The following is a 23030-nucleotide window of genomic DNA, read 5'->3' as shown; positions in this document are numbered from 1 at the left end:
TTTAAGCTTGTAGATATTCACGGCCATCTGCTGCCATTGCATCTTCGGTCGGCAGTATATGAACCACAATCGTACAACCCGCGTCGCCACGCGCGATCGCTTCTTCGATCACGACCTTGGCGTAACCAAGATTTTCGGCTGCAATCACTCCAAAGACATTCGATGTCATCATACAAAGCGACGGACGACCAATCACCTTTTCCGCAAACGGACATGCTCGGTTTTTGAGCACAATTTTTTTATCATCTTGCTCAACAATATAAAAGTCGCCTTGGATCCGACGTTTTAAATCAACCAAGACATCGGCCACCTGATGACGATCAAGATGATCGACCTGCAGCGCCGTGCGATAGTCGTCGTTGATCTGATCGCCGACGCGTTGTCCGACGATGCTGATAAACCCAGCGGCTTCTTCGAGCCCGACGACATCTTGCAGCGTCCCTGATAGCTCGCGAATCAATGTCCGCAAAAACACATCTCGCTCTAGCGGAACAGGCAGATCTTGAATCACAGGCAAATCGTTTAGCGTGGGGTCCGACATGGCATGCCTCTAGTGGTAGACCAAACGAGAGTAAAGAAACCAAGGTGAAGAAACGTTGCATGCCCAGCGTTTGGGAGACATGGAGCAGCACAGTGAATGATTAGAAAAGGGCAAGTCCCACGGTGAGTATGAACGATTTGCGTCGCCTAGAGCACGACAAATTGTGATTAATTTGGTCGATTTAGACAATCCAGTTGGTGGCCCCCCGGCCGCATTTAACATCGTTTTGTTTCGTTGATGAAGATAAGGATCATGTGAAGACGGGTTCCGCGCCGAGCCGGCCGCCTGCGTCGACGCGTAGCCGTGCCGCCGCGATATCGGGGTCGTGCGAGAACAGCATCAATCGGTCGTGTTCGACGATGTCACGTATCAGACTCGGTTTCAAACGACGAACGATCAGCGGAAATTGGTCATACGCCAACGTCCAAAACGTTTGCAGATGAGCCACCATCGGACACAGATCGGCAGGGTAGATTGCCGTTTCCCCCTGCGACTTTAACTTCACCATCTGGTGGCCGCGAGTGTGTCCTCCGGTAAGTGAAACCGTGATGCCGGGTTCGATTTCGGATTTGCAATTGACCCATTGCAACAATCCGGCTTCCGCCAACGGCAGGAAGTCGTCTTGGAAATAGGATCCCGCCAATTCAGGAACGTTGCCAACACCGTCGTCCCATTCGACTTGCTGAACGTAGTGCCGGGCTCGGTGGAACGTGGGCTGCAACCGATGATTTTCGTCGCGGTAGGTACATCCGCCGGCGTGGTCAAAATGCAGATGAGTCAAGATCACCCAATCGATGTCTTCAGGGGTAATGCGATGAGATTGCAGATTACGCACAAGCGGTGCGTCGGGTTCCATTGCAAGGCGACGGCGAATTTTCTCTGCTGCCTTGCTGCCATATCCACAATCAATCAAACCAAGCGAAGTGGTCGTCCGCACGAGAAGACAGTTCGTTTCAACTCGAATTCGATGTTCTTCGTCGGGTACTGCGACCTGTTGCCAGAGCATCCGCGGCACGACTCCGAACATATTCCCGCCGTCGATCCGCAATCGTCCACCGCTGATCGGCAACAACTGCATCTCTCCGAGCGGAATCCATGACGTCATGATCCGACCTCGGTATCGACCAACATCGCCACCGCGTTTCCGCCGCCTAAGCAGAGCGCCGCCACCCCCAACCGTCCTCCGCGGGCCCGCAGTGCATGCAACAGCGTTACCAACACCCTCGCTCCGCTGGCGCCGATCGGATGCCCCAAGGCGATCGCCCCTCCATTGACATTGACTCGGTCCGCCGGAATCGCAAGCTGTTCCAGACACGCCAGCATCTGTACCGCAAAGGCTTCGTTGATTTCGAACAAATCGATCTCGCTGAGTGAATAGCCTGATTTGCGAACGACATTTAAGACCGCCTCGACCGGAGTCACAAACAATTGGGCTGGATCACTGCCGGACGTTGCCGAAGCGACGATGCGGCAAAGGGGGCGTTGCCCCGATCGCTCGCTAGCGGATTGATTTCCAACGACCACGGCTGCCGCGCCGTCGCTGATCATCGAAGCATTGCCTGCGGTCACCGTCCCCTGAGGATGGAACGCGGGCTTCAATGCAGACAGAGACTCGAGCGTGGTGTCACTGCGAGGCCCCGAGTCACGTCGCACTGTTGACTCGCCCGACGGTCGAGCGACAACCACAGGTACAATCTCGGTGTCGAAGCCACCTGAATCGATTGCCTGCGTAGCGCGTTGATGACTTTGTAGTGCATACAAATCCTGTTCACTACGCGAGATCTTCGCCGTCTCCGCCAACTGGTCTGCGATTTCCCCCATCGCGCTGCGGCTAAACGAACAGGTTAGACCGTCGTGGGTTAGCGAATCGAGCAGACGACGATCTCCCACCTTCGCGGCGTCGCGTGGTAATACCCATCCCGCCTGACTCATGCTTTCCATTCCGCCGGCGACGACCACATCGGCATCGCCGCACTGAACCGCCTGAGCCGCCAAGCTGATCGCTTTCAGCCCCGAGCCGCACACTTTATTGATAGTCAGCGCGGCGACCGAGGGCAGCAAGCCGGCATGGATTGCGGCTTGACGCGACGGGGCTTGGCCGACGCCAGCCGTCAATACTTGGCCAAGAATGACTTCGTTCACCGCCGCGACGGATAAACGAGACCGCACGACCGCTTCGCGCACCACGATGGCTCCCAACGACGTCGCCGCCAACGGCGCCAATTCGCCTTGGAACCGTCCCATCGGAGTTCGGCACGCCGACAAAATATAGGCGTCCGTCATCAGCTGACCTCTCCAATGCATCGATCGCAGGGTTCCGCGTCCGTTTTAAGCTTCGTTTCCGTTTTAGGAAACTTCAAGTACGTTTTTCCAGAAACCATCATCCGCCAATCATTGTTCTGGTCGTAATTCGAAACATCTATCTCGCATTGTACGCATGCCTTTACAGCGAGTGGAAAAGATTTTTAGCGGTTTTAAATACGCCGCATTTCACTCACTCGTTTAGAATAGAGGTACTCGAAAGCGGGAGTCCAAACATGATCGCTATTCGTAACCAAAACGAAACAACCAAACCTTGGGTCGATGGATTGACGATTGGCCAGGTTCTTAAAGAGACCGCGCGTCGGCATCCACAAAATGACGCGATTGTCTTCTGTGATCCACCAAACCGCATGACTTGGTCCGAGTTGGATGATGCGGTCACCCAGGTTGCCAGCGGGTTATTGGCGGTGGGTTTCCGGCCTGGCGACCATTTTGGAGTATGGGCTACAAATGTTCCTCAGTGGGTGTTGCTGCAGTTTGCGACGGCGCGGATCGGCGTGGTATTGGTGAACATCAATCCGTCATATCGGGCGGATGAATTGAAGTACGCGTTGCAACAATCCGAGGTACGAGGGCTCGCGTTAATCGACCACCACAAGTCGACTCATTTTTGGGACATCCTCAACCAAGCCTGTCCCGATCTCGCCACCGCAAAGCCGGGGGCGTTGCAGTCGGCGGCGTTTCCCAAATTAAAGTGGATCATCGGGTTGCGAGGTGAATCGCGTGAGTATGCGATCATGTGGGATGAATTCGTGGGCCGAGCCGAGACGGCCCCCGCATCCGAGGTGTTGGAAATCGCCGAGAACCTCCGGTGCACCGACGCGATCAACATCCAGTACACATCCGGCACCACGGGACATCCTAAGGGCGCGACACTTTCGCACCGCAACATCCTGTTGAATGCGTTTTACGCGGGGCAATCGCAGCGACTCGGGCCGAGTGATCGCATCGCTTTGCCGGTGCCTCTGTATCACTGTTTTGGTTGTGTACTAGGCACTTTGTGCTGTCTTGTCCACGGATCTGCCATGGTGTTTCCCTCGGAGTGTTTTAGTGCGGTGGCGACACTCGACGCGATTGAGAAAGAACGCTGTACCGCAGTGTATGGCGTGCCGACGATGTTCATTGCCCAACTGGAACACCCTAGCTACGCCGGTCGCGATTTGACTTCGCTGCGGACCGGCATCATGGCGGGCAGTCCTTGCCCGATCGAATTGATGAAACATGTGACGACCGACATGGGAGCGGCGGAGATGACGATCGGTTATGGACAAACCGAGGCATCGCCGCTGATCACCCAAACACGCACCGACGATCCCATCGAATTGCGGGTCGGTACGGTAGGGCGTCCATTGCCTGGGTTCGAAGCCAAGATCGTCGATCCGATCACGAACGAAGAGCTCGATGATGGGAAACAAGGCGAGTTTTGTGGTCGCGGCCATGGAGTGATGCTCGGTTATTACAACATGCCTGAAAAGACGGCGGCGGTCATCGACGACGAAGGATGGTTGCACACCGGCGATCTGGGGATGCGGCAATCCAACGGCTATTTCCGCATCACTGGTCGACTGCACGACATGATCATCCGCGGTGGCGAAAATATTTACCCTCGCGAGATCGAAGAACGGCTGTATCAACATCCCGCGGTCGAAGACGTGCAAGTCGTCGGCGTGCCAGACCGCCGGTTTGGCGAAGAGGTGTTGGCATGGGTCAAACTAAAAGTAGGATCCGAGGTGTCCGAAGCCGAGCTGCGTGAGTTTTGCAATGAGTCGCTGGCTCGATTCAAAGTGCCGCATTACTGGAAAGTTGTTGATCAATTTCCGACCACTGTCACGGGTAAAATACAAAAGTATAAGATCCGCGAAGCAGCGATCGAGGAACTCGGGTTACAAGCGGTCGCCAAAATCCAAACGGCATAGCGCCCCATCAAACCGAGTTAACCTGATCAAACAGCGCAGCCCCTTTGAAACCGTGTGGCCCACTTAAACCGAATAGGCCGGCATCACGACCTGGAAAACACCAACACGGCATAGGGACCGAACGACAAATTTGCGGTCGCGGGCAAACCGTCACGGTGCGTTTCTTCGGCAACCACGTCGTCGACATCTTTATCGGCAAACGCTTCGCTATAGCCTTTCCAATCGGAATTGAAACGCAATTTCCAGTGTCCTGCGGCGGGAAACCCGACTTCGTATCCATCCCACGATCGATTGGCAAAATTCGCTAACACCACGACATCGCCCTCAGGATCCTCGTGTCCTGACCGGACAAACGCGATCACTTTGTCCCCTTCGTTGACGTGATGCACGTGAATGTGCTGACCAAGCAGACCGCGTGTCGTTCCCTCGCGGTTGAGTCGCAATCGAATCAGATCGCGAAACAATTGCTTGATCCCCTTGAACTGTTCGGCACGATCCCAGTCGATTGGATCGGTGTCGTCGAACCAATCGTCTTCGAGTAATTCTTGGCCTTGAAACAGCATCGGAATTCCCGGAGCGGTCAGCGCCAATGCCGCCGCAAGCACCGAGCGTTTCTGAGCATGAGCACTCTCTGGATTTTCAGGGTCGATTTCAGAAGGGACTCGCGACTTGCCGTTGGCGACTTCGTCGTGCGATTCACTGTAAATGACTCGCTGCATCGCATCGTCGTTATAGCGGTGACACAGGGCGTCTCGCACGGCCCACATGTCGCGGTGCGCGTCATCGATCTGCTGAACGGCTTCGCGGATGGGATGCACAAACGCGGCATCCCACTGAGTTGAAAACCCCGCACCGCCATGATCGTGCGGTTTGGTCAACCAATTATTCTTTTGCAGATCTTCGGCAACGAGCAAGCAATTTGGGAACTGTTCGGCCAAGTCACGATTGATCCACTGCATCAATCCCCAACCTTCGCTGATGTCATCGTCGCCAATCCCGCTGATCGTGCGAATGTAGGCAGTCATGTCATACCGCAGCCCATCGACATGGAAATCTTCGAGCCACATCTTTGCGTTGTCATAGATGAATTGCCGTACCTCGCCACGCCCGTAATCGGGGCGAGTTTCGCCCCACGGTGTGGAAGATCGATGGTCATTGTAGAAATAGATTCCGCCTTTGTCGTTTTCGCTCCAGCCATCGAAACGCCAGAGGTCCAAATCACTCGGGCCAAAGTGGTTGTAAACCACATCCATCACAACGGCGAATCCGTGGGCGTGAGCTTGCTTGACAAAATCTTTGAGTGCGACCGGGCCACCATATGCACTTTCGACCGCAAAGATATGCGCGGGATTGTAGCCCCACGACAAATCACCTGCGAACTCGGCCACCGGCATGATCTGCAGCACGTTGACCCCGAGTTGTTTTAGATGGGGAAGTCGCTTTATGGTGTCCTCGAACGATCCCGGTTGATCCTCGTCGCTGCGATGGAAGGTGCCAATATGCATTTCATAGATGACGATTTCATTGTGGTTTGGCATTTGAAAATCGTCCCCTTCCCAGTCATAGGAGGTGTCGTGAACGATTCCTTTGCCGATTGAATTGGTCACCTCGCGGGCGTAGGGGTCGATGCGATCAAATGTCTGATCGCCGTTGGTGATTTGGAACTTGTACCCTTGGCCGACCGCCGCCCCTTCGACATTGCCGTACCAGTACCCGTTCCCTTCGTTTTCCATCGAGTGACGATCGCCTGACCAGTCGTTGAAGTCACCGATCACACTGACTCGATCCGCATGGGGCGCCCAGACACGGAACGCCACTCCGTTTTCATGAGGGATCGCTCCCATGCCCGTCAATTTCGTTTGCTCGGTTTGGTTGGCCGAGTTGGATGGTTCGGAGGAAGAAGTGGGCGCTGTAGCGATTGACATTGACGTTCCTTGAAAATTTGGAGATGCACGCCCACCGACGCGGGAGTGGCGGAGGCCTATCCGCAAAGAGTGTGCCGAACCCATCTCGTCAATACGAAATCGCCGTTTCTGTCACCCGCAGCGGGGATGAAGCAGCGAGTCTATCGAGCCCGAATTGAGCGAGGATGGTGTGCGAGGCACACGGATCGGAACGCTCGACCAATCCACTTGTTACTGATAAGTTAGACCGAACCGGCTCATTCCCATCGAGATTCCCAATCTGTGTTTGCCATGTCAAACGATTTGACGTCGAAAGAATCGACACCTCCCGATGATCCTCAGGGCAAGATCGACAAGGTGCTTTTAATCCCTGGTTTTTGTGAGCCACCGCTTTTCTTGTGGCCACTGAAAGTGTCGCTACAGCGACATTGTGATGATGTCCAACTGTGGCCCGATCGCATGATCTTTCGCAACCTAGAAAAGAGCGTTGCTCGATTGCAAAGCACATTGCAAGAGCATCGATCCAGCGGTTCGATTGCGTTGGTCACCCACAGCTTTGGTGATTGGATCGCTCGCCGCGCAATCACAGAGAGCCGATCGCATCACGTGTCATCGCTCGTTTCCATCGCACCGGTCATGCAGGCAGGCATTGTTCCCGATTTATTGCATCACGCCACGGGAAACGTGATCCCCGAGATTGCCGTGATGGGCGATCCCTTACGTGCGAACTGCGATGCAGACGTCGACGCGAATGTGCGCCGATTGGTGATCTGGGCAAACATCGATATGTATGTCCGTCCGGTGGAACTCGACGAAAACTCAGCCGCGACGGTGCACCACCTGGTCGGCTCGCATTTGACCGTGGCGATGCAACCTAATTCGCTGCGTCTGATCACACAATTTTTGTTTCCCACCTCAGACATTCCTTAAAACGCCACCGGCGACCTACGCCATTTCCAAGTCGACGCTAGCGGCCTGTTGATTTAGTGAGCCGCTCGCGCGTCAGCGTCCGGGTTCCATGCATTACCCGGTGCCTTACGAGAACGTCCGGCTTAGGGTGACTCTAACAACTCGCATTCGTTCTTTTTTTAAGGCCGGAGGCCGGTACAATTCATGCCGGTGGTGCTAACCACCGGTTTGGAATGCAGCAAATCCAAGGCCGGAGGCCGACACATTTACTCAGTCGTTGTGTCGGCCTCCGGCCTTTGCAGCTCATTCGCTACATCCCGTGGCCTTACGGCCACGGCAGAGGATGTATCGGCCTCTGGCCTAAGCCGGACGTTCTCTTACGGCCCTCGGCTCACCAAAACGATTTGCATTTCGATTACATCATTAGCCCGCTAGTCGACGTTCACGTCCACGCCGCCGTTGCCGACATTGACATCCACGTCGTCAATCGCGTCGCGAATGTTTTCACGCCGTTCTTGTCGCCGCTCGGCGCGGTCTTCGACAGCGGAATCACCGATCGGCGTGTTTCCTGGATCGATATCAATATCGACGCCGCCGTCGTCATCGACTGCGGGGGGCGTCGCTGCAGGGCTTACGGCGCCCGACGTGCCTCCTTGTTCGACATCACAACCGCTTAGCCCCACCGAGACGGCCAGAAACAGGGCGAGCAACAGAGGATATTTCATTTTTTATGCCTTCACACACTTGGGTAGAAATAAATTGCAAGAGAGCTTGAGGGTGGTGCTGTCGTAAGTGCTTAAAAAAATCGCCACGAGGGAACCCTGTCTCTCGTGACGAGTCGTTTTTCCAAACCGACGATCGTCGCGTGCGACCGATCTATTGGTTGTCGGTTTCGCGATTTTCGCGGTTCGCCCGGTTTTCACGATTGCCGCGATTCGGACGATCCTGGCGATTTTCACGCAGCATGCGTTCTTTGGCATCTTCGTTACGATTGACGCCATATCGTTTGTCGAGATCGCGAGCCCATGCGCGGTCAGCCATATTGGGCCAATTGTCTTCATCGAATCCTTGCTGACCTTCGAGCTGCTCCTGAGTGACGTTCAAGACCAAGACGTAGTCGTCCGAATCGATGTCGTCACGATCATCCAGCTCGTCGGGATCAACTTGGACCCGAAACGCTTCGAAGGGAACGGCAAACAGCTTGTCGCCCATGCCGAGAAACCCACCATAGGTAACGGCGGCGTAACGGACTTTACCTGTCCTTGAATCGAGCACAATGTCCTTGATCTCGCCCACGCTTTCGCCTTGCGAGTTTTGGATGTTGTAACCGATCAATTGGCTGACTCGGATTGTGGTCCCTCGCGTCTTCTCATCCAATTGACCTACGTTCGCTCGATCACGGGCACGAGACACGTCACGCTCTTGGTTGCGAGTATCTTGTGCCGATGCCACGTCAAACGATAACGCAGCCAATGCGATCGTCAAAATCGCATACTTTAATGTTGCCTTCATTCAGATTTCTCCAAGTAAGAAGAGAGGGGGGAACGGGTAATGGAAGCTGCTGAGACTGTCGAGATTGCCATTCGGCTCGTTGAATCACTTGAGATGCAAACTTCATGGGTGAGCCGACATGGTCAATGCATTTCGTGGACCAATCGCTTGCATCGAACGATGCGATCCCAAATTGGTATGAACCGCTCGCAATCGGCCCCGTTTGCGGCATCCCGACCCGTTGGAAAGCAAGCCCAGACCGTTGGAAAGCAAGGAAGTGGACCTCTATCGATCAGCCGAATGGCTGCGAATCGCTCACGTTTCCTCAGTGTCAGACAAGGCCAGTGCAAATTACGGCGTCCGGTCACAGCAATCCCGTCGGCGCAGGAATTGCGAGTTGCGTTTCGCAGAGCAAATTTCCATCCAAAAAAATCCGCGATTGCTAAGGTTGTTCCAATGTGGCGATTCCAATTCTGCTTTCTGTTGCTGTGTAGCGTTCTCTGGTCCTCGCCCACCGAATCTGCGGATCCATCGTCGGGCGACGACACCATGATCAAGCAAGTCGAGCAGGCGATCGTCAAACAGACAAACGAGTTCCGCAACAAACACGATCTCGACGCGGTGAGCCGAGACGAGAATTTGATGAAGTCCGCCTCGGATTTCGCGAACTTCATGGCGAAAACGAGTAAGTACGGACACAACGCGGATGGAAAAACGCCGGCCCAACGCGCCAAAGCGGCTGGCTACTCGTACTGTGTCGTCCGCGAGAATATCGCCTATCGCACCAACACCGGCGAGGTCACCGCGGAAGGCCTGATTGATGTTTTTGTGCAAGGGTGGATCGATTCGCCGCCTCACCGTGAAAACATGCTAGCCGATTACGTCACCGACACCGGCGTGGCAGTCGCAACCACCGACGGAGTGACCTATTACGCCGTGCAGTTGTTTGGTCGGCCAAAATCACGTGCGATTAAAATCAAGATCCGCAACGAATCCGCGGAATTGCAGACGTTGATCAGCGAGGCTAACGACAGCCAGGACGAGATCGAGATGCCACCTCGAACGATCATCAAAATGACTCGCTGCTTCCCCACGACCCTCTGGATCAAGGATGCCGACTCCGAAATGCGATTGACCGAATCGAGCGAGTTGGTGTTGACGGATCAGGGCATCGAACGCCAATAGCTACCCGTGCCAATAGCTTATTGAAGTCCTGCCCCCAAAAAACCAGTCCCCAAGACTGGAAAACTCTGCCCCGAAAATTCCACTGCCACATCGGCGGCAAAGCGATGCCATTTCGATTCGATTATTTTCAGTCGCGGAAGCTGAAAGTTCGCCGCGTTGTGTACCGGCTAGCTTGAATCCGGTCCTGCGACTGCCTTTCTTTCGACCATTAACGCCAGCGAACCAGGGCACGGTGGGGACGGGTCGCTGTGCAGACCGACCAACTGCAGTGCTGCCGCTGCCGACGGGGAACTCCACTAGCATTCAGGTCTCACCTGTGGGGGGAACGTTTGGCCACACCTGGCATTTTTTTCACGTGATGCGATCGCTGGGCGTGCAATAATGTCAGTTCCCGGCACGCCAGTTGCGTTCGTTTTCAATTCAGCCTGATCGACAATCAACCTTACTAGCATGTAGAATCTTGGAATCACCGATGGATGATCGCGTCGCCACTCTTAACCCAAATCCTCAGCCCACTCCTACTCCTAAGTCAAAGTGGTCAAAGCCCATGCCCAGCGTTCTGGTCATTGATGACGATCGCGCGATACTAGCGCTGACTGAAAAGGCACTATCGACGATTGCGGATGTCGAAACCGCAGCGACTGCCAAAGAAGGTCTCGAGAAATTACGCGCCGGTGCGTTTGACACCGTGTTGCTTGACATTCAATTGCCGGACCAAAACGGGTTGGCGGTCTACTGCGAGATCCGAGAATTTGATCGCCGCATTCCGGTGGTCTTTATGACAGTCGAAGCAGCCAGCAGCACCGCGATTGAAGCGATGCAGTTAGGGGCGTTCGACTACATCGGCAAACCCCTTTCGGTTGATCCGCTTCGTGATCTGATTGAAAAGGCAATCGAACAACGTCAAATCAGCAGCGTGCCAGTGGCCATTAGTGCCGATGACAAGTCGCCTGGCGAGTCGGGCGAACTGTTCATTGGCCGATCGCCAGCCATGCTGGGCGTTTTCAAAGCAATCGGTAAAGTTAGCAAGCAAGACGTTCCTATTTTAATTCGCGGAGAGAGCGGAACGGGCAAAGAGTTGGTGGCTCGTGCATTGTATCAGTACAGTCATCGCAGCGACGAAATCTTCTTAGCGGTCAACTGTGCGGCACTTCCTGATAATCTGCTCGAAAGCGAATTGTTCGGCCACGAAAAGGGTGCGTTCACAGGGGCTGAATCGCGGCGGATTGGTAAATTTGAACAATGCAACGGCGGCACACTGTTTTTGGACGAAATCGGCGACATGGCGCCTTCGGTTCAAGCCAAGGTATTGCGAGTGTTGCAGGAACAACGATTTGAGCGAGTCGGCGGAAACAAAGAATTAACGACGGACGTTCGCATCATCGCGGCAACGAATCGGCCGCTCGAACAAATGGTTGCCGATGGCGATTACCGCGAGGACTTGCTGTATCGACTCAACGGGGTCACCATCGAGTTGCCACCGCTTCGCGAACGTCTGAGCGATGTCCCCGCGCTGGTGCAGTTCTTCATGGCGCAAGCGAAGAAAGAGTTCAACAAACCCGACCTGGAAGGCTTGTCCCCGGAAGCGGCGGAGTTATTCGAGGGCTACCATTGGCCTGGCAACGTACGTCAATTGCGAGCGGTGATCCGCCGCTGCGTACTTGATACCGTGATGCCGGTCATCACCCCCGACGGCTTGCCAAAGGAGATCACACGCGTCAAGGCAGCCGACAATGCCTTGGGTGGTATCCCGGCGTCAACCGAAACGCTCGACGGCGCAGGATTGCCACAGCTAGTCAAACGGCTGTTGGCCGAAAAATCGACCGATGTCTATGCCGAGGCGACTCAGTACATGGAAAAGTACGTGATCACCGAAGTGCTTAAGTCGACCGGCGGCAACCAAAGTCAAGCGGCTGAAATCCTGGGGATTACCCGCGGAAAACTGCGAGACCGCATTACGACGTTCGATATCTCGCTAACAAGCAACGTTCAAATCGGCTAGCATTGCCCGACCCCGTCGGGGTTCGCGTTGCTGTCATCGTCATTCGCGAGGTCACTTTCCTCACTTCCGCCGGGCTGTGTTGTTCGACCGCATGGTACCTGCGATTTACACGGACTGAAAGTCTGGCTTTTCTCGCTTCCGCCGGGCTTGCCCCGGTCGGTGCGGCAACTGGCTGCTACCTGGCAAGCCGGCCAAGGCGATCTCTCCCGTTTCCCCGCGAATCGCCTCCGGCGATTCGCGGGGAAACGGGAGAAAAATTCGGATAGGACATGGTAGTTGCCTTTTGTTATCCCGCCGGTGCTAAGCCAATACCATCTACTTTCGTAGTGGGACTCGCCAGAGTTCCTGCGTTTCAACAGCAAAGATGGGAATTCTGGCGAATCCCACTACTTGAGCATCCCCCAATGGCTACCAAAGTGGATGGCATTGGGGGCTAGCCCGGCGGGAATACGTGACTTCCGCAACTTAATTACCGCACGTTCCTTGTGGTCAAAAACGGATCGCCAAAATCGGCCTACCGACGCCGAGGGCGTTTGACAAAGCCCAGGGTCGCGAAGCGCACCCGGGGTTCGCGATACCATCACGCGCCGCCGCCCCTAACGGGGGCGAACAACTGCTTTTTGGAAATGGCGCAAGACGACCGTCAGCTTTGGAGGTAGTGGACGAGGCCACGAGTCCTCGCGACTTAGTGGCGGGACGGGACTCGCACCTTCGTCCACTCGATTGAACCACTTACGCGTCAAATTCCTCGAGCGACGTTGGCGGGACGGTTCGCAACATGCCAGCCGCTTCGTCGACACGGATTGCGTCGCCGGTAACGATGATTAGCACAGAACCGCTGCGTACTTTTGCCTCGTATTGGGCGGCGACATCGTGCTGGACACCCCAGCGACTGGCCGCACTTAACAAACTGCCCCCGACCGCACCTGCGGCCATTCCGACGATTGGTCCGGCGACCAACATCGGTCCCACCATGGTCATCGTGCCAAGTGCAGCGCCCAGCGTTCCGCCCGCCAAGGTGGAAGCCGCCGTCGTTTTTTCGGCAGACAACTGGTTTTCATTCGTTTCGGTTGCCTGCCGCAGTTGCGCGAGGTTTTCATCGGCAGCGTGGGTCACAATCGAGACTTCGTCCGTGGTAAAATCACCTGTTTCGAGCACTTCGATTGCAGTGCGAAATTTTTCGTGGTTGTTAAACTCGGCAATCAAACATTTCTCACTCATCGACGGTCATCCTTAATCTCGGGCGCATTGGGCTGCAGCGACTCATTTGACTCACCCGGAAAATCAATCTGCGAGTGCCGCGTGGGGGTGATATCTGCGGGGTGTTCGACATAGATTTTTTCGCCACACTGTGGGCACGCGACGGCTCGGTCATCGACGTGCTTTCCGCAATGAGGACACGGTACATGATTCAGCGGGGCGTTGTTGGTTTGAGCATCCATGAAAATTTCCGTTTGTGATTCACAACGTTCGGACATGCTTTAGTAATCAACGCGTTCGTCGGCGGCATTAAATCGGGCATCATAAGCAATTTGCGCCAAGTAGCTCTTCAACGCGACCGCTTCGTTGCTGTCAAGTTTGTTTTCGATCGACTCGACCGATTCACGCATCAGATCGATCATCCGCTGGACTTTCAAATAGTCCATACGGCGGTACGTATGCCCCGGGCTACTTCGTTTTGCCAGCGTTTCTTCGATGGGTTTTCGATAGGGTTTAAGCGCGTCATGATCTAGAGGCTTGGGCCAATAGAGTTGTCCGGTTTGACGATCGATCTGGTTCTCGGTCAAGCGATCCGGAGCCGCCTGTTTTGCCAGCCGCCGCGCTTTTTCGTCATCGATCGTGCCTCGGGCATCGGGCTGCGAATCCGCTCTCAGCTCTTGCAGTTCGTAGTACTGCTCGACGCTTTCTTCGCGGTTTTGCAATCGCATTTCCAAAGCTCGTTGCAGCTGTACCGCTGACATCGACCGCAACAAGGCCCCCTTACCAAGGCCACGGGCGTAATCACCGCCTGCCTCTAAAATATCCCCCTGAGCGGTCGCCGCGTCATCATCGCCAAACAGCCCATCGTCAGCCCGGGTGACACCGTTGATCAATGACGCGGGCCCTGCCAAGACAAGCGTTAACGCAAAGGGAAGTAGTCGTAAAACACGCATGATCAGGGACTCGCCAAAAGGGTAAATTTCAAATAATTCAAAACGGATTGCTTCTGGTTTCACGAAGCAATCCGTGGTCACCGAAGGTGCTCTCGAAGCAAACAAGCAAACCGTGTTCCACCACGATTCTGAGACGGACTTCTCGCTAGCGGCCGAGGGCGTTTACATCGAAACCGACGCATTGATTGAAGCATCTTTCTCCGGCCGCTCGCCCTGCAAATACGCCTTGCCCGCTTTGACGAGGTACTTAATCCCGCTCGCTCCTGAGTTGTCCCAATACTCGCCACGCGTCGGCTCAACCCGCAGCAACACGAGCGATGGGCTCGATTTACCTTCGGGAAACCAGACCTTCCAGGCTTCGTTCCACAATTCGTCGATCTTCGCTTGATCATCCACCGCGTGGGCTTTGCCCGACAGCGACACAAATTTGTTGCTTCCCTGCATGGTCACTGCGACGTCATCATCAAGCATCAGATCGGCGACTTTGCCCGAGTTTCGATCGGTCACGAACCACAAATCTCCGTCATCCTCCAGCTGGGCGACCGCCATTGGCCGCGAGCCAATCGCCCCGTCGGATGCGCGTGTCACCAGCATCGCGTGATCAAAGTCCGAGATCAGATCAATTAGTTTTTCGTGCTTATCCATGAGGTCTACTTTCTTATCTAAATTTAAAAATATTGATTTTGATACCGACGAAGCAGCATGCCACGTGATCATTCACGCGGCAGCTATTGAATCGCTGCGCAAGGCCGGTTAGATCGGGCGTTACTTAGGCCGTTTGCTCGGCATGCTTGCCTTCGGCGAACTCTTCGATCGCCTTGTCGCAGAACGCAGGCAAGTCATCGGGATTACGACTGGTGACAAGTCCTTCGTCGCATACGCATTGCTCGTCGACCCAATCTGCACCCGCATTTTTCAAGTCAGTTTTTAAACTTGGCCACGATGTCACGCGGCGACCGCGAACAACGTCGGCTTCGATCAAGGTCCATGGGCCGTGGCAAATCGCGGCAACCGGTTTGTGCTGCTTGAAGAAATCACGGACAAAGCTGACCGAATCCTCACACATGCGAAGCGTGTCGGGGTTGGCAACACCGCCCGGCAAAACCAGCCCGTCAAAGTCCTCGGCCGATACCGAATCCACTGTCTTGTCCACCTTGAAGGTGTCTGCTTTCTCATCGTGGTTCATGCCTTGGATCTCGCCCTTCTGCGGCGAAACCAACACAACATCGGCACCCGCCCCCTTAATGGCCTCCCAAGGTTTAGTGAGTTCAACTTGTTCAAAGCCGTCGGTGGCCAAAAACGCGATTCGTTTGCCCTGAAGTGTATTCTTGCTCATTACGATCTCCACTATCGATGTATCAATTGACTATTCTTAGGTCACGTCCAGGCCTTTATTCAGATTCAGGACGGAACGATCATAGTGAGATGCAGATTGCATGCCGGGAACAGGACGGTGCAGGCCAATAGAGCTGCTGTGCAAATAGAGTTACACTCTTAGGTCCCGCGAGTAGAGCCTGTGAACACGAGCCCTACTTGACCGCGAATCAACCAGCGTGACCGGTTTGCCGCCAGCCAAAACGTCTGTTCCAGAGCCGGGCGGAAGACACGGGCAAAGGGGGGCTGGTGTGCACCCATGTTTGTCCCTCGTCGGCTACAAATTCCGCTTCAAAACCTCGGTAAATTCGCAACCGCCGATCAACCTCGACCTCTACATTGTGCAACGGACCGGCTAAACTTTGCTGGGAGATTTAACACCATGAAGCAAAGCGACCGATCGAACTCGGATTCTGTCATTGCGGATTTGCAACGCGAACTCAAAGCCACTCGTTTGGATTTGCATCGCTCGATCGAGAAACTCGAGTCGACCAACGAGCAGTTGAGGTTGTCCAACGAAGAACTGCAGGCGATGAACGAGGAACTGCAGTCGGCCAATCGCGAGTTGCAGGCGAGTCAAGAGCAGCTCTCTACGCGTGAAGCCCAGCTGCGAACGATCACCGATGCCATTCCCCCGGCGTTTGCATTTGTCGATCGAGACATGAGGTATCGCTTTTCCAATGCGGCTCACGCCGCACATTGGCAACAATCGATTGACGAGATCGTGGGCAAATCGGTAGTCGAGGTGATCGGCGAGCAGACGTTCAAAGAAATCCAACCCTATCTACTCGACGCGTTCGAGGGAATCCAACAAACCTACGAACTGCAACTGGCTTTCCCCGGCGTCCGCGGAAAACGAATCAAGGAGGTGACGTATGTTCCGCAAAAAAATCCCGACGGAAGCATCGGAGGTTGTCATGTCGTGCTGACGGACATCACCGAACGAAAACGCACGGAACAGGAGTTACGAGAATCGCGTCGCGAATTGGCGGTAGGCGTCGAAGTGGCCAAGCTCGGTCTGGGGCGTGTCGATTTCCGCAGCAATACCGTCGCATTGGCCGCGGAAGCCGCCGCAATGTACGGAATCAGCGACAACGCAATCACAATCAATCGTGACGAATTCCATACGACCTATCACCCCGAAGACCGAGATGAAATCATCCAACGCGTTCAAGTGTGCTTAGAGTCGGATGGTGACGGCCGCTGCGATCTTGAACATCGCATCGTGATGCCCAGTGGTGAAGTGCGGTGGATCAACGCGAGAAAACAAGTTTCGTTCGACTTTTCGGTTCAACCCCCAGTGCCCACCACCGCAATCTTGGCAGCGCAGGATATTACTGATCGCAAACGCGCGGAGTTGAACCTTGCATTTCTTTCCGACTTGCAATCGCAACTCAATGCGCTTTCGTCGGTCTCGGAATTAATGCAATTGGCAACGCGGCAAACCAGCGAGTACCTCGGACTATCGCGTTGTTTGTTGGTGCAATTTGACGAGACCGCGCAATACGCTGATATTGTTTACGAACATCCTCGCGACTCCCAGCCATCGCTGCTGGGAAGACATTTGGTCAAAGATTTTCACTCGCATGCCGAACGCGAAAGGCTGCTGGCCGGAAAACAATTCTATCTGGGCGATACGCAGTACCGCGACCAAGATCCTCGCGTCGCGGAAACGTTCCGTAAGTTTCAAATTGGTGCATTTTGTAATTCGGCGTACGTCACCGAACAACGCATTCGTTTTGTCGTCTCGGCCTTGAAGTCACATGCCTACCAATGGCGTCGCGACGAATTAAATTTACTGCAGGACGTCGCCAACCGTGTCTGTGTCCGCATCGAGCGAGCCCGAGCCGAGACCGAATTGGCGGATCGGGAAAACCATCTGCGGCGAGTGATCGACAATACCGTGGCGTTCATCGGCGTGTTGGATCACGAGGGCAATTTGCTCGAAGCCAACCAAACAGCGCTCCGAGCCGGGCAACTACAACGCGACGATGTGATCGGCAAACCGTTTTGGGAGTGTCATTGGTGGAACTATGACGACGCCGTGGCGTCTCAACTGCGAGAAGAGTTTGCCCGCGCGATCAACGGCGAAACCATTCGACACGACGTCGTCATTCGTATTGGGAAAGATGATCGCACGACGATCGATTTCATGCTGGCACCCATTCGTGATGCGGATGGAAAGATCACCTATGTCATTCCCTCGGGCGTGGACATCAAGGACCGCAAGGCCGCCGAGGATCTGGTCCGGCAAAATGCAGAACAACTGGCTGACAAACAAGCCAAACTGATCGCGTTGCTTGCCGACTACGAACGTGCCGAGAGCAAACTGCAAGTGTTGTTTGACAATGGCTACTACTACACCGGCATTATTGAACTCGATGGAACGACCACGGACATCAACGAGATCGCCTTACGACAACTGGGTGCATCCCGAGAAGAAACAATCGATCGTTTGTTCTGGGATTGCCCATGGTGGCGAAACAACGAGGAAGTGAAACAGCGGCTCCGCGACGGATTGGCTCTCGCAGCGGCGGGCGAAGTTTATCGCGAAGACTTGCCGTTTTGGCTACCTGATGGCACCGAACGAATCACCGATTTTATTTTCACTCCGGCACGGGATCAAAACGGCGAGGTGGTGTTTGTCGTTGCCAACGGTAGCGATGTGACCGAGGTGCGTCAGGGGCAAGAAGAGCTGCGAAAACGCGAACAGCATTTACAATTGTCGCTGCAAGCAGGGCGTTTAGGGACGTGGGAATGGAACCCGAACACCGACAAAATAAAATGGTCCGAAGAACTGCAGTCCATCTTCGGAATGTGCGAAACTCGCCAAAACATCTCGTTTGAAGACGTCATCCAGAGCGTCCATCCGGAGGATCGCGAGGCAACCGCCCACCACTTGCGATCAGCCGTGCGAGGCAGCGAATCGTCCTATCGGTTTGATTGCCGGATCGTCCGCCAAGACAACGGCAAAACGAGTTGGGTTGAAAACTTGGGCTTGATCTCTCGCAACAAGGCGGGCGTTGCCAAATTGGTGACCAGTATCACACGCGACGTCACCGAGCGGAAACAAAGTGAACTGGCACTCGCCGAGGGTAAAGAACGGTTGACGATGGCGCTGCGTGCAGGCGGGATGGCAGTTTGGGAATGGAGTGAAGAAGGGGTATTTTGGGAAGATTCGCTGTACGATCTACTCGGGCTGTCCCCGAACTGCCAACGTGACGCTCGTACCTTGATGCGAGTCGTTCATCACGACGATCTAAAACGGATGAGTCACGCTTGGCGACAAACGGTTCATGGCAAGTCAAGTCTCGACGATGAATTCCGTATCCTTCGCCCAGATGGATCGGTCCGCTGGATCGCCGTCGTGGGCGAACAAGTGCTGACCGACAGTGGCGAACCGAATCGAATCCTGGGATTGATTTGGGATATCACCGAGCAGCGTGAGTTGCAGGATTCACTGCAAGAAGCCCGGGCTCAAGCGGAGGCTGCCAGCGAATCGAAAAGCGAATTCTTGGCCAACATGAGTCATGAAATTCGCACCCCGATGACGGCGATCCTTGGCTACATCGATCTGATCGCAGAGCAGATTGAACATCCCGAAGCACTGGAACACGTCCGGACCGTACGCCGCAATGGAGACTTTTTACTTGACATCATCAATGACATTTTAGATCTGTCAAAAATCGAAGCTGGCAAACTGGATATCGCTTCCGAACGTTTTGCACCAAACCGATTGATCGAAGACGTTCGCTCGATCATGGAAGTGCGTGCGACCGAGAGCGGCTTGAATCTTGATGTCGACTATGAAGGCGAAATCCCCTCGGAAGTCATTTCCGACCCGAAGCGTCTAAAACAAATCTTGATCAACTTGGTCGGCAACGCGATCAAGTTCACTCCTAGCGGAGAGGTAAGCTTAAGAATCCGCTATCTGCATGAAGATCGGCGACTGAGGATTAATATCGTCGACACCGGGATCGGCATGAAACCAGAACAGCAAGCACGTTTGTTCAAACCCTTCACGCAGGGCGACTCGAGTGTCACGCGTCACTTCGGGGGGACGGGACTCGGGTTAGCGATCAGCCAGCGGTTAGCCAAAATGCTCGGCGGAACGATCACCGTTGAAAGCACCGAAGGTCAGGGCAGCACGTTTTCATTGACGATTGCTACGGGCGACGTTCAGGGCGTTGATATGATCAAGCCGATGGCGATGATCCAACCCAGCCAGGAGGAGGAACCGAGCGAATCGATCACCCTGGATTGTTCTATCTTGGTGGTCGATGACCGCCGCGATATTCGATTTCTAAGCAAGTCGCTATTGGCCAAAGCGGGAGCGACCGTGGACGAAGCCGAAGATGGCGTGGTCGCGATTAAGAAAGTGAAAAATTTGATTGACAAGGGGAAATCGTACGACTTAATTCTGCTAGATATGCAAATGCCCAAACTGGATGGCTACCAAACTGCCGAGAAACTTCGCCGGATGGGTTTTTCCGGCCCGATCATCGCGCTTACCGCCGATGCCATGCAGGGTGATATGAGTCGCTGTATCGAACAGGGCTGTAACGACTATCTCAGTAAACCGATACACAAAGCTACAATGTTACAGATGGTTAGCCGTTATGTTGGCTCAATGTCGAATTAATGCACGCCCCACCTTATTCGAGCAAACATCGCCACTCGAAGTATTTTGCATGGAAACCCAGTGAAGGAACCTGATTCGATTCGTCGTCCGCAACGGATGGCGGAACCGTTTGCTGTGGCCGCCGTCGTCATCTTATTGGTGATCACCGGGTTCGTCACATTTCACAACACCCGGCGATTGCGTGCGCACACTGATTTGGTCGGTCATTCTCACAAGCTTTTAGGCGTGCTCGAACGCATTGAATCAACGATCAAGTCGGCGGAAACCGGGCAACGTGGTTTTCTAATCACTGCTCAAGAACCGTATCTCGAACCGTATTACGAAGCGATTACCGCCATCGATGGCTTGATCGGCGAATTGGAGTCGATTACCAAGTCGGATCCCGTCCGCTATGCCAAGATCGCTCCTCTGCAGGATTTGATCGACCAGAAACTCGACGAATTGTCGACCACGTTGGACGTCCGCCGACAAGCAGGATTTGAATCCGCACAGACATTAGTCGCGACCAATATTGGCAAACGGACGATGGATAGCATCCACGACCAAATCGCCAAATTTCGACGCAGCGAAGAAAGTTCGATTGCACGCCGAGAACAGGTTGCCGCGACCACCTATTGGACGGCGTTGGCCACAGGACTGATATCGACCGTCGCCGGATTGACCCTTGTCGTCGGCGTGCTGTACTTGGTCCAGCACAATCGGTATCGCGCTGAAAAATACGCAATCGCTTTAAAGGTCGAGCGCAACCGGCTACAAGAAACGCTCGATCGCGCCAGGCAGCTGGAATCTGAAAATGCAAAGATGGACCAGTACATGCGAACATTCCTGGAACAAATCGAAGACTATGCGATTTTTGCGATGGACGCCGAGTGCCGAGCCACGACATGGAACCGCGGCGTGTTGAAGGTGCTCGGATTTAACGAGGCCGACTTTATTGGTAAAGACATTCGCGAACGGATCTTTACCCCCGAAGCGATTGCGATGGGGATTCCGGATTCCGAGTTTGCTACCGCGGCAATGCTGGGCAGTGCGAGCGACGATCGTTGGATGATGCGAGCCGATGGGGAACGATTTTGGGCATCCGGAATCAGTAGCGTTGTCAAAGACAAAGACGGCAAGATTGTCGGTTACAGCAAAGTGATGCGAGATTTGACCGAACGCAAACGAGATCAAGATCAACTCGCGGAACTTGCCGCCAAATTATCCGAAGCGGATCGTCGCAAAAATGAGTTCCTCGCCACGCTGGCGCACGAACTTCGCAATCCGCTCGCACCGATCAAAAATGCGATCCAGTTGATGAGCATGTCCGAATTGCCAGCGGATACCGAAGAACTGCGTCAAACCATGGCACGTCAAGTCGAGCAGCTGATTCGTTTGATCGACGACCTGCTGGATGTTTCGCGTATCAGTCGCGGCAAAATCCAGTTGAACAAAGAAGTCGTCAACCTTAGTAACGTGATTAAGGCGGCGGTCGAAGCATCGAGCACCTTTATTGAAGAGAAAGAGCAACATCTGCGACTCGCATTCTGTGACCAGGATGTATTCGTCCGCGCTGATCCGGCAAGAATGACGCAGGTCATTTGCAATTTGTTGAACAACTCGTCGCGCTACAGCGACAGCGATTGCACCATCGATCTGTCGTTGTCGGTGCAAGCGGACGAAGGTGATCGCGGATCGGCAGTCATCGTTGTGCGCGACAACGGGATTGGCATCGCGACAGACCGGATCGACGAGATTTTTCAAATGTTCGCACAAGTCGATGACTCGCTACGACGAGGCAACGCGGGTCTGGGAATTGGTTTGACGCTGGTGAAAACCTTGGTCGAAGTTCATGGCGGCAGCGTTTCCGCACAGAGCGAGGGGATTGGCATGGGCAGCACGTTTACGGTTCGCATCCCGCTTGCAGATCCCAGTGAAGAAACCGTCGCGAAACATGTTGCGACCGAACCGCTCTCAGCCACGAAATCGTTCAAGGTATTGGTCGTCGAAGACATGCAGGCTCTGCGAACAATCATGGCGCGATTGTTGACCAAACTCGGGCACGAAGTCGAGGTGGCCGAAGACGGGCTGAGCGCGTTGGAAAAACTGAGCGAATCGATCCCCGACGTCATCTTTTCTGACATCTCGATGCCAGGGATGACCGGGTATGATCTGGCTCGCAAACTGCGTGAACGCGATGCCACTGCGAATATCTACCTGGTCGCGATGACCGGATATGGCCAGTCGGCCGACCGTGAGCAGGCACACAACTCGGGTTTCGACGAACACATGATCAAACCGGTCGACATCACCAAGCTACAGTCGCTATTTCAACGTCTGTCCGCCCGTGGAGACCGTCCGTAATGGCCAGCAATTAGCTTCTGTGAAGCATTTTGTAGCGGCACGGCCACGAGCCCTGTTGCTAAAACCTGGCAAAACACGGGGGGGATAAATGCTTCACAGCGTTTCCAATCTCCCCCGAGCAGACCACCTACCCTTGATTAGCCACTCCCCCTCGATTAACCATGGCCGCCAGCTGTTGGTATGAAAGTTGCATCCGTCGCCTCTTTGGCAAGTTTAAATAAGATAAAAACGTTTGCTGTCTGCCTCGA

Annotated in this window: 17 protein-coding genes; 6 read left to right on the top strand and 11 right to left on the bottom strand. The window is 54.4% G+C overall.

What is annotated here, in order from left to right; all coding sequences use genetic code 11:
- Position 1: 1 nt before the first annotated feature.
- The 3 genes from RMSM_RS08510 to RMSM_RS08500 form a co-directional block, all read right to left on the bottom strand.
- Entirely contained in the window at positions 2 to 541 is a 540-nt protein-coding gene (locus RMSM_RS08510) for a methanogen output domain 1-containing protein (protein WP_008694215.1), read from the bottom strand.
- A 250-nt stretch (positions 542 to 791) separates the two neighbouring features.
- The gene (locus RMSM_RS08505; RefSeq protein ID WP_008694213.1) at positions 792 to 1646 is read right to left on the bottom strand and encodes an MBL fold metallo-hydrolase; all 855 of its coding nucleotides are present in this window, start codon (positions 1644 to 1646) and stop codon (positions 792 to 794) included.
- Entirely contained in the window at positions 1643 to 2824 is a 1182-nt protein-coding gene (locus RMSM_RS08500) for a thiolase family protein (protein WP_008694212.1), read from the bottom strand. Before RMSM_RS08500 ends, RMSM_RS08505 begins: the two co-directional genes overlap by 4 nt.
- A 254-nt stretch (positions 2825 to 3078) precedes the next feature.
- Here RMSM_RS08500 and RMSM_RS08495 point away from each other — a divergent pair, with 254 nt between their 5' ends.
- A complete protein-coding gene (locus RMSM_RS08495; protein WP_008694211.1) occupies positions 3079 to 4779 on the top strand; it encodes an AMP-binding protein in 1701 nt (566 codons plus the stop codon).
- Between the two features lie 83 nt (positions 4780 to 4862).
- On the opposite strand, the gene RMSM_RS08490 is transcribed toward RMSM_RS08495, so the two are convergent.
- The gene (locus RMSM_RS08490; protein WP_008694210.1) at positions 4863 to 6704 is read right to left on the bottom strand and encodes an alpha-amylase family glycosyl hydrolase; all 1842 of its coding nucleotides are present in this window, start codon (positions 6702 to 6704) and stop codon (positions 4863 to 4865) included.
- Positions 6705 to 6974: 270 nt separating this feature from the next.
- Between RMSM_RS08490 and RMSM_RS08485 the strand changes: the two genes are divergently transcribed.
- Complete coding sequence (locus RMSM_RS08485) at positions 6975 to 7613, top strand: lipase family protein (RefSeq protein WP_144057487.1); 639 nt, start codon at positions 6975 to 6977, stop codon at positions 7611 to 7613.
- Between the two features lie 410 nt (positions 7614 to 8023).
- Here the strand turns inward: RMSM_RS08485 and RMSM_RS08480 are convergent, their stop codons facing one another.
- Positions 8024 to 8317 carry a hypothetical protein gene (locus RMSM_RS08480; protein WP_008694205.1) on the bottom strand — a complete coding sequence of 98 codons (294 nt, stop codon included), beginning with the start codon at positions 8315 to 8317 and terminating at the stop codon, positions 8024 to 8026.
- A 151-nt stretch (positions 8318 to 8468) separates the two neighbouring features.
- Positions 8469 to 9104 carry a PRC-barrel domain-containing protein gene (locus RMSM_RS08475; RefSeq protein ID WP_008694203.1) on the bottom strand — a complete coding sequence of 212 codons (636 nt, stop codon included), beginning with the start codon at positions 9102 to 9104 and terminating at the stop codon, positions 8469 to 8471.
- A gap of 435 nt (positions 9105 to 9539) precedes the next feature.
- On the opposite strand from RMSM_RS08475, the gene RMSM_RS08470 reads away from it, so the two are divergent.
- A complete protein-coding gene (locus RMSM_RS08470) occupies positions 9540 to 10268 on the top strand; it encodes a CAP domain-containing protein (protein WP_008694200.1) in 729 nt (242 codons plus the stop codon).
- Between the two features lie 547 nt (positions 10269 to 10815).
- Complete coding sequence (locus RMSM_RS08465) at positions 10816 to 12270, top strand: sigma-54-dependent transcriptional regulator (RefSeq protein WP_008694198.1); 1455 nt, start codon at positions 10816 to 10818, stop codon at positions 12268 to 12270.
- 732 nt (positions 12271 to 13002) lie between these two features.
- On the opposite strand, the gene RMSM_RS08460 is transcribed toward RMSM_RS08465, so the two are convergent.
- The 5 genes from RMSM_RS08460 to RMSM_RS08440 all read right to left on the bottom strand — a co-directional run bounded on the left by RMSM_RS08460 (position 13003) and on the right by RMSM_RS08440 (position 15759).
- Positions 13003 to 13491 (bottom strand): glycine zipper family protein, encoded by a 489-nt coding sequence (locus RMSM_RS08460; RefSeq protein ID WP_008694196.1) that lies wholly within the window; start codon positions 13489 to 13491, stop codon positions 13003 to 13005.
- Complete coding sequence (locus RMSM_RS08455) at positions 13488 to 13712, bottom strand: zinc ribbon domain-containing protein (protein ID WP_081614076.1); 225 nt, start codon at positions 13710 to 13712, stop codon at positions 13488 to 13490. Before RMSM_RS08455 ends, RMSM_RS08460 begins: the two co-directional genes overlap by 4 nt.
- A 39-nt stretch (positions 13713 to 13751) precedes the next feature.
- Positions 13752 to 14423, bottom strand: a complete 672-nt coding sequence (locus tag RMSM_RS08450; RefSeq protein ID WP_040764856.1) for a hypothetical protein — start codon at positions 14421 to 14423, stop codon at positions 13752 to 13754.
- Between the two features lie 162 nt (positions 14424 to 14585).
- A complete protein-coding gene (locus tag RMSM_RS08445) occupies positions 14586 to 15068 on the bottom strand; it encodes a pyridoxamine 5'-phosphate oxidase family protein (RefSeq protein ID WP_008694189.1) in 483 nt (160 codons plus the stop codon).
- A gap of 124 nt (positions 15069 to 15192) precedes the next feature.
- Entirely contained in the window at positions 15193 to 15759 is a 567-nt protein-coding gene (locus RMSM_RS08440) for a type 1 glutamine amidotransferase domain-containing protein (RefSeq protein WP_040764853.1), read from the bottom strand.
- Between the two features lie 420 nt (positions 15760 to 16179).
- On the opposite strand from RMSM_RS08440, the gene RMSM_RS36600 reads away from it, so the two are divergent.
- Both RMSM_RS36600 and RMSM_RS08430 read left to right on the top strand, forming a co-directional pair.
- Positions 16180 to 20439 (top strand): PAS domain S-box protein, encoded by a 4260-nt coding sequence (locus RMSM_RS36600; RefSeq protein WP_008694185.1) that lies wholly within the window; start codon positions 16180 to 16182, stop codon positions 20437 to 20439.
- Between the two features lie 60 nt (positions 20440 to 20499).
- Complete coding sequence (locus RMSM_RS08430; RefSeq protein ID WP_008694182.1) at positions 20500 to 22782, top strand: hybrid sensor histidine kinase/response regulator; 2283 nt, start codon at positions 20500 to 20502, stop codon at positions 22780 to 22782.
- Positions 22783 to 23030: the final 248 nt, after the last annotated feature.

It is taken from the genome of Rhodopirellula maiorica SM1 (assembly GCF_000346295.1).
Lineage (GTDB): Bacteria > Planctomycetota > Planctomycetia > Pirellulales > Pirellulaceae > Novipirellula > Novipirellula maiorica.
This window is presented reverse-complemented; position numbering and strand designations above follow the sequence as displayed.

Bases quoted from the DNA above. Each gene is read 5' to 3' on its own strand.
- RMSM_RS08485 (WP_144057487.1), top strand. From the start codon at position 6,975: ATGTCAAACGATTTGACGTCGAAAGAATCGACACCTCCCGATGATCCT.
- RMSM_RS08470 (WP_008694200.1), top strand. From the start codon at position 9,540: ATGTGGCGATTCCAATTCTGCTTTCTGTTGCTGTGTAGCGTTCTCTGG.
- RMSM_RS08465 (WP_008694198.1), top strand. From the start codon at position 10,816: ATGCCCAGCGTTCTGGTCATTGATGACGATCGCGCGATACTAGCGCTG.
- RMSM_RS08500 (WP_008694212.1), bottom strand. From the start codon at position 2,824: ATGACGGACGCCTATATTTTGTCGGCGTGCCGAACTCCGATGGGACGG.
- RMSM_RS08455 (WP_081614076.1), bottom strand. From the start codon at position 13,712: ATGGATGCTCAAACCAACAACGCCCCGCTGAATCATGTACCGTGTCCT.
- RMSM_RS36600 (WP_008694185.1), top strand. From the start codon at position 16,180: ATGAAGCAAAGCGACCGATCGAACTCGGATTCTGTCATTGCGGATTTG.
- RMSM_RS08495 (WP_008694211.1), top strand. From the start codon at position 3,079: ATGATCGCTATTCGTAACCAAAACGAAACAACCAAACCTTGGGTCGAT.
- RMSM_RS08505 (WP_008694213.1), bottom strand. From the start codon at position 1,646: ATGACGTCATGGATTCCGCTCGGAGAGATGCAGTTGTTGCCGATCAGC.
- RMSM_RS08450 (WP_040764856.1), bottom strand. From the start codon at position 14,423: ATGCGTGTTTTACGACTACTTCCCTTTGCGTTAACGCTTGTCTTGGCA.
- RMSM_RS08460 (WP_008694196.1), bottom strand. From the start codon at position 13,491: ATGAGTGAGAAATGTTTGATTGCCGAGTTTAACAACCACGAAAAATTT.
- RMSM_RS08440 (WP_040764853.1), bottom strand. From the start codon at position 15,759: ATGAGCAAGAATACACTTCAGGGCAAACGAATCGCGTTTTTGGCCACC.
- RMSM_RS08480 (WP_008694205.1), bottom strand. From the start codon at position 8,317: ATGAAATATCCTCTGTTGCTCGCCCTGTTTCTGGCCGTCTCGGTGGGG.
- RMSM_RS08475 (WP_008694203.1), bottom strand. From the start codon at position 9,104: ATGAAGGCAACATTAAAGTATGCGATTTTGACGATCGCATTGGCTGCG.
- RMSM_RS08510 (WP_008694215.1), bottom strand. From the start codon at position 541: ATGTCGGACCCCACGCTAAACGATTTGCCTGTGATTCAAGATCTGCCT.
- RMSM_RS08490 (WP_008694210.1), bottom strand. From the start codon at position 6,704: ATGTCAATCGCTACAGCGCCCACTTCTTCCTCCGAACCATCCAACTCG.
- RMSM_RS08445 (WP_008694189.1), bottom strand. From the start codon at position 15,068: ATGGATAAGCACGAAAAACTAATTGATCTGATCTCGGACTTTGATCAC.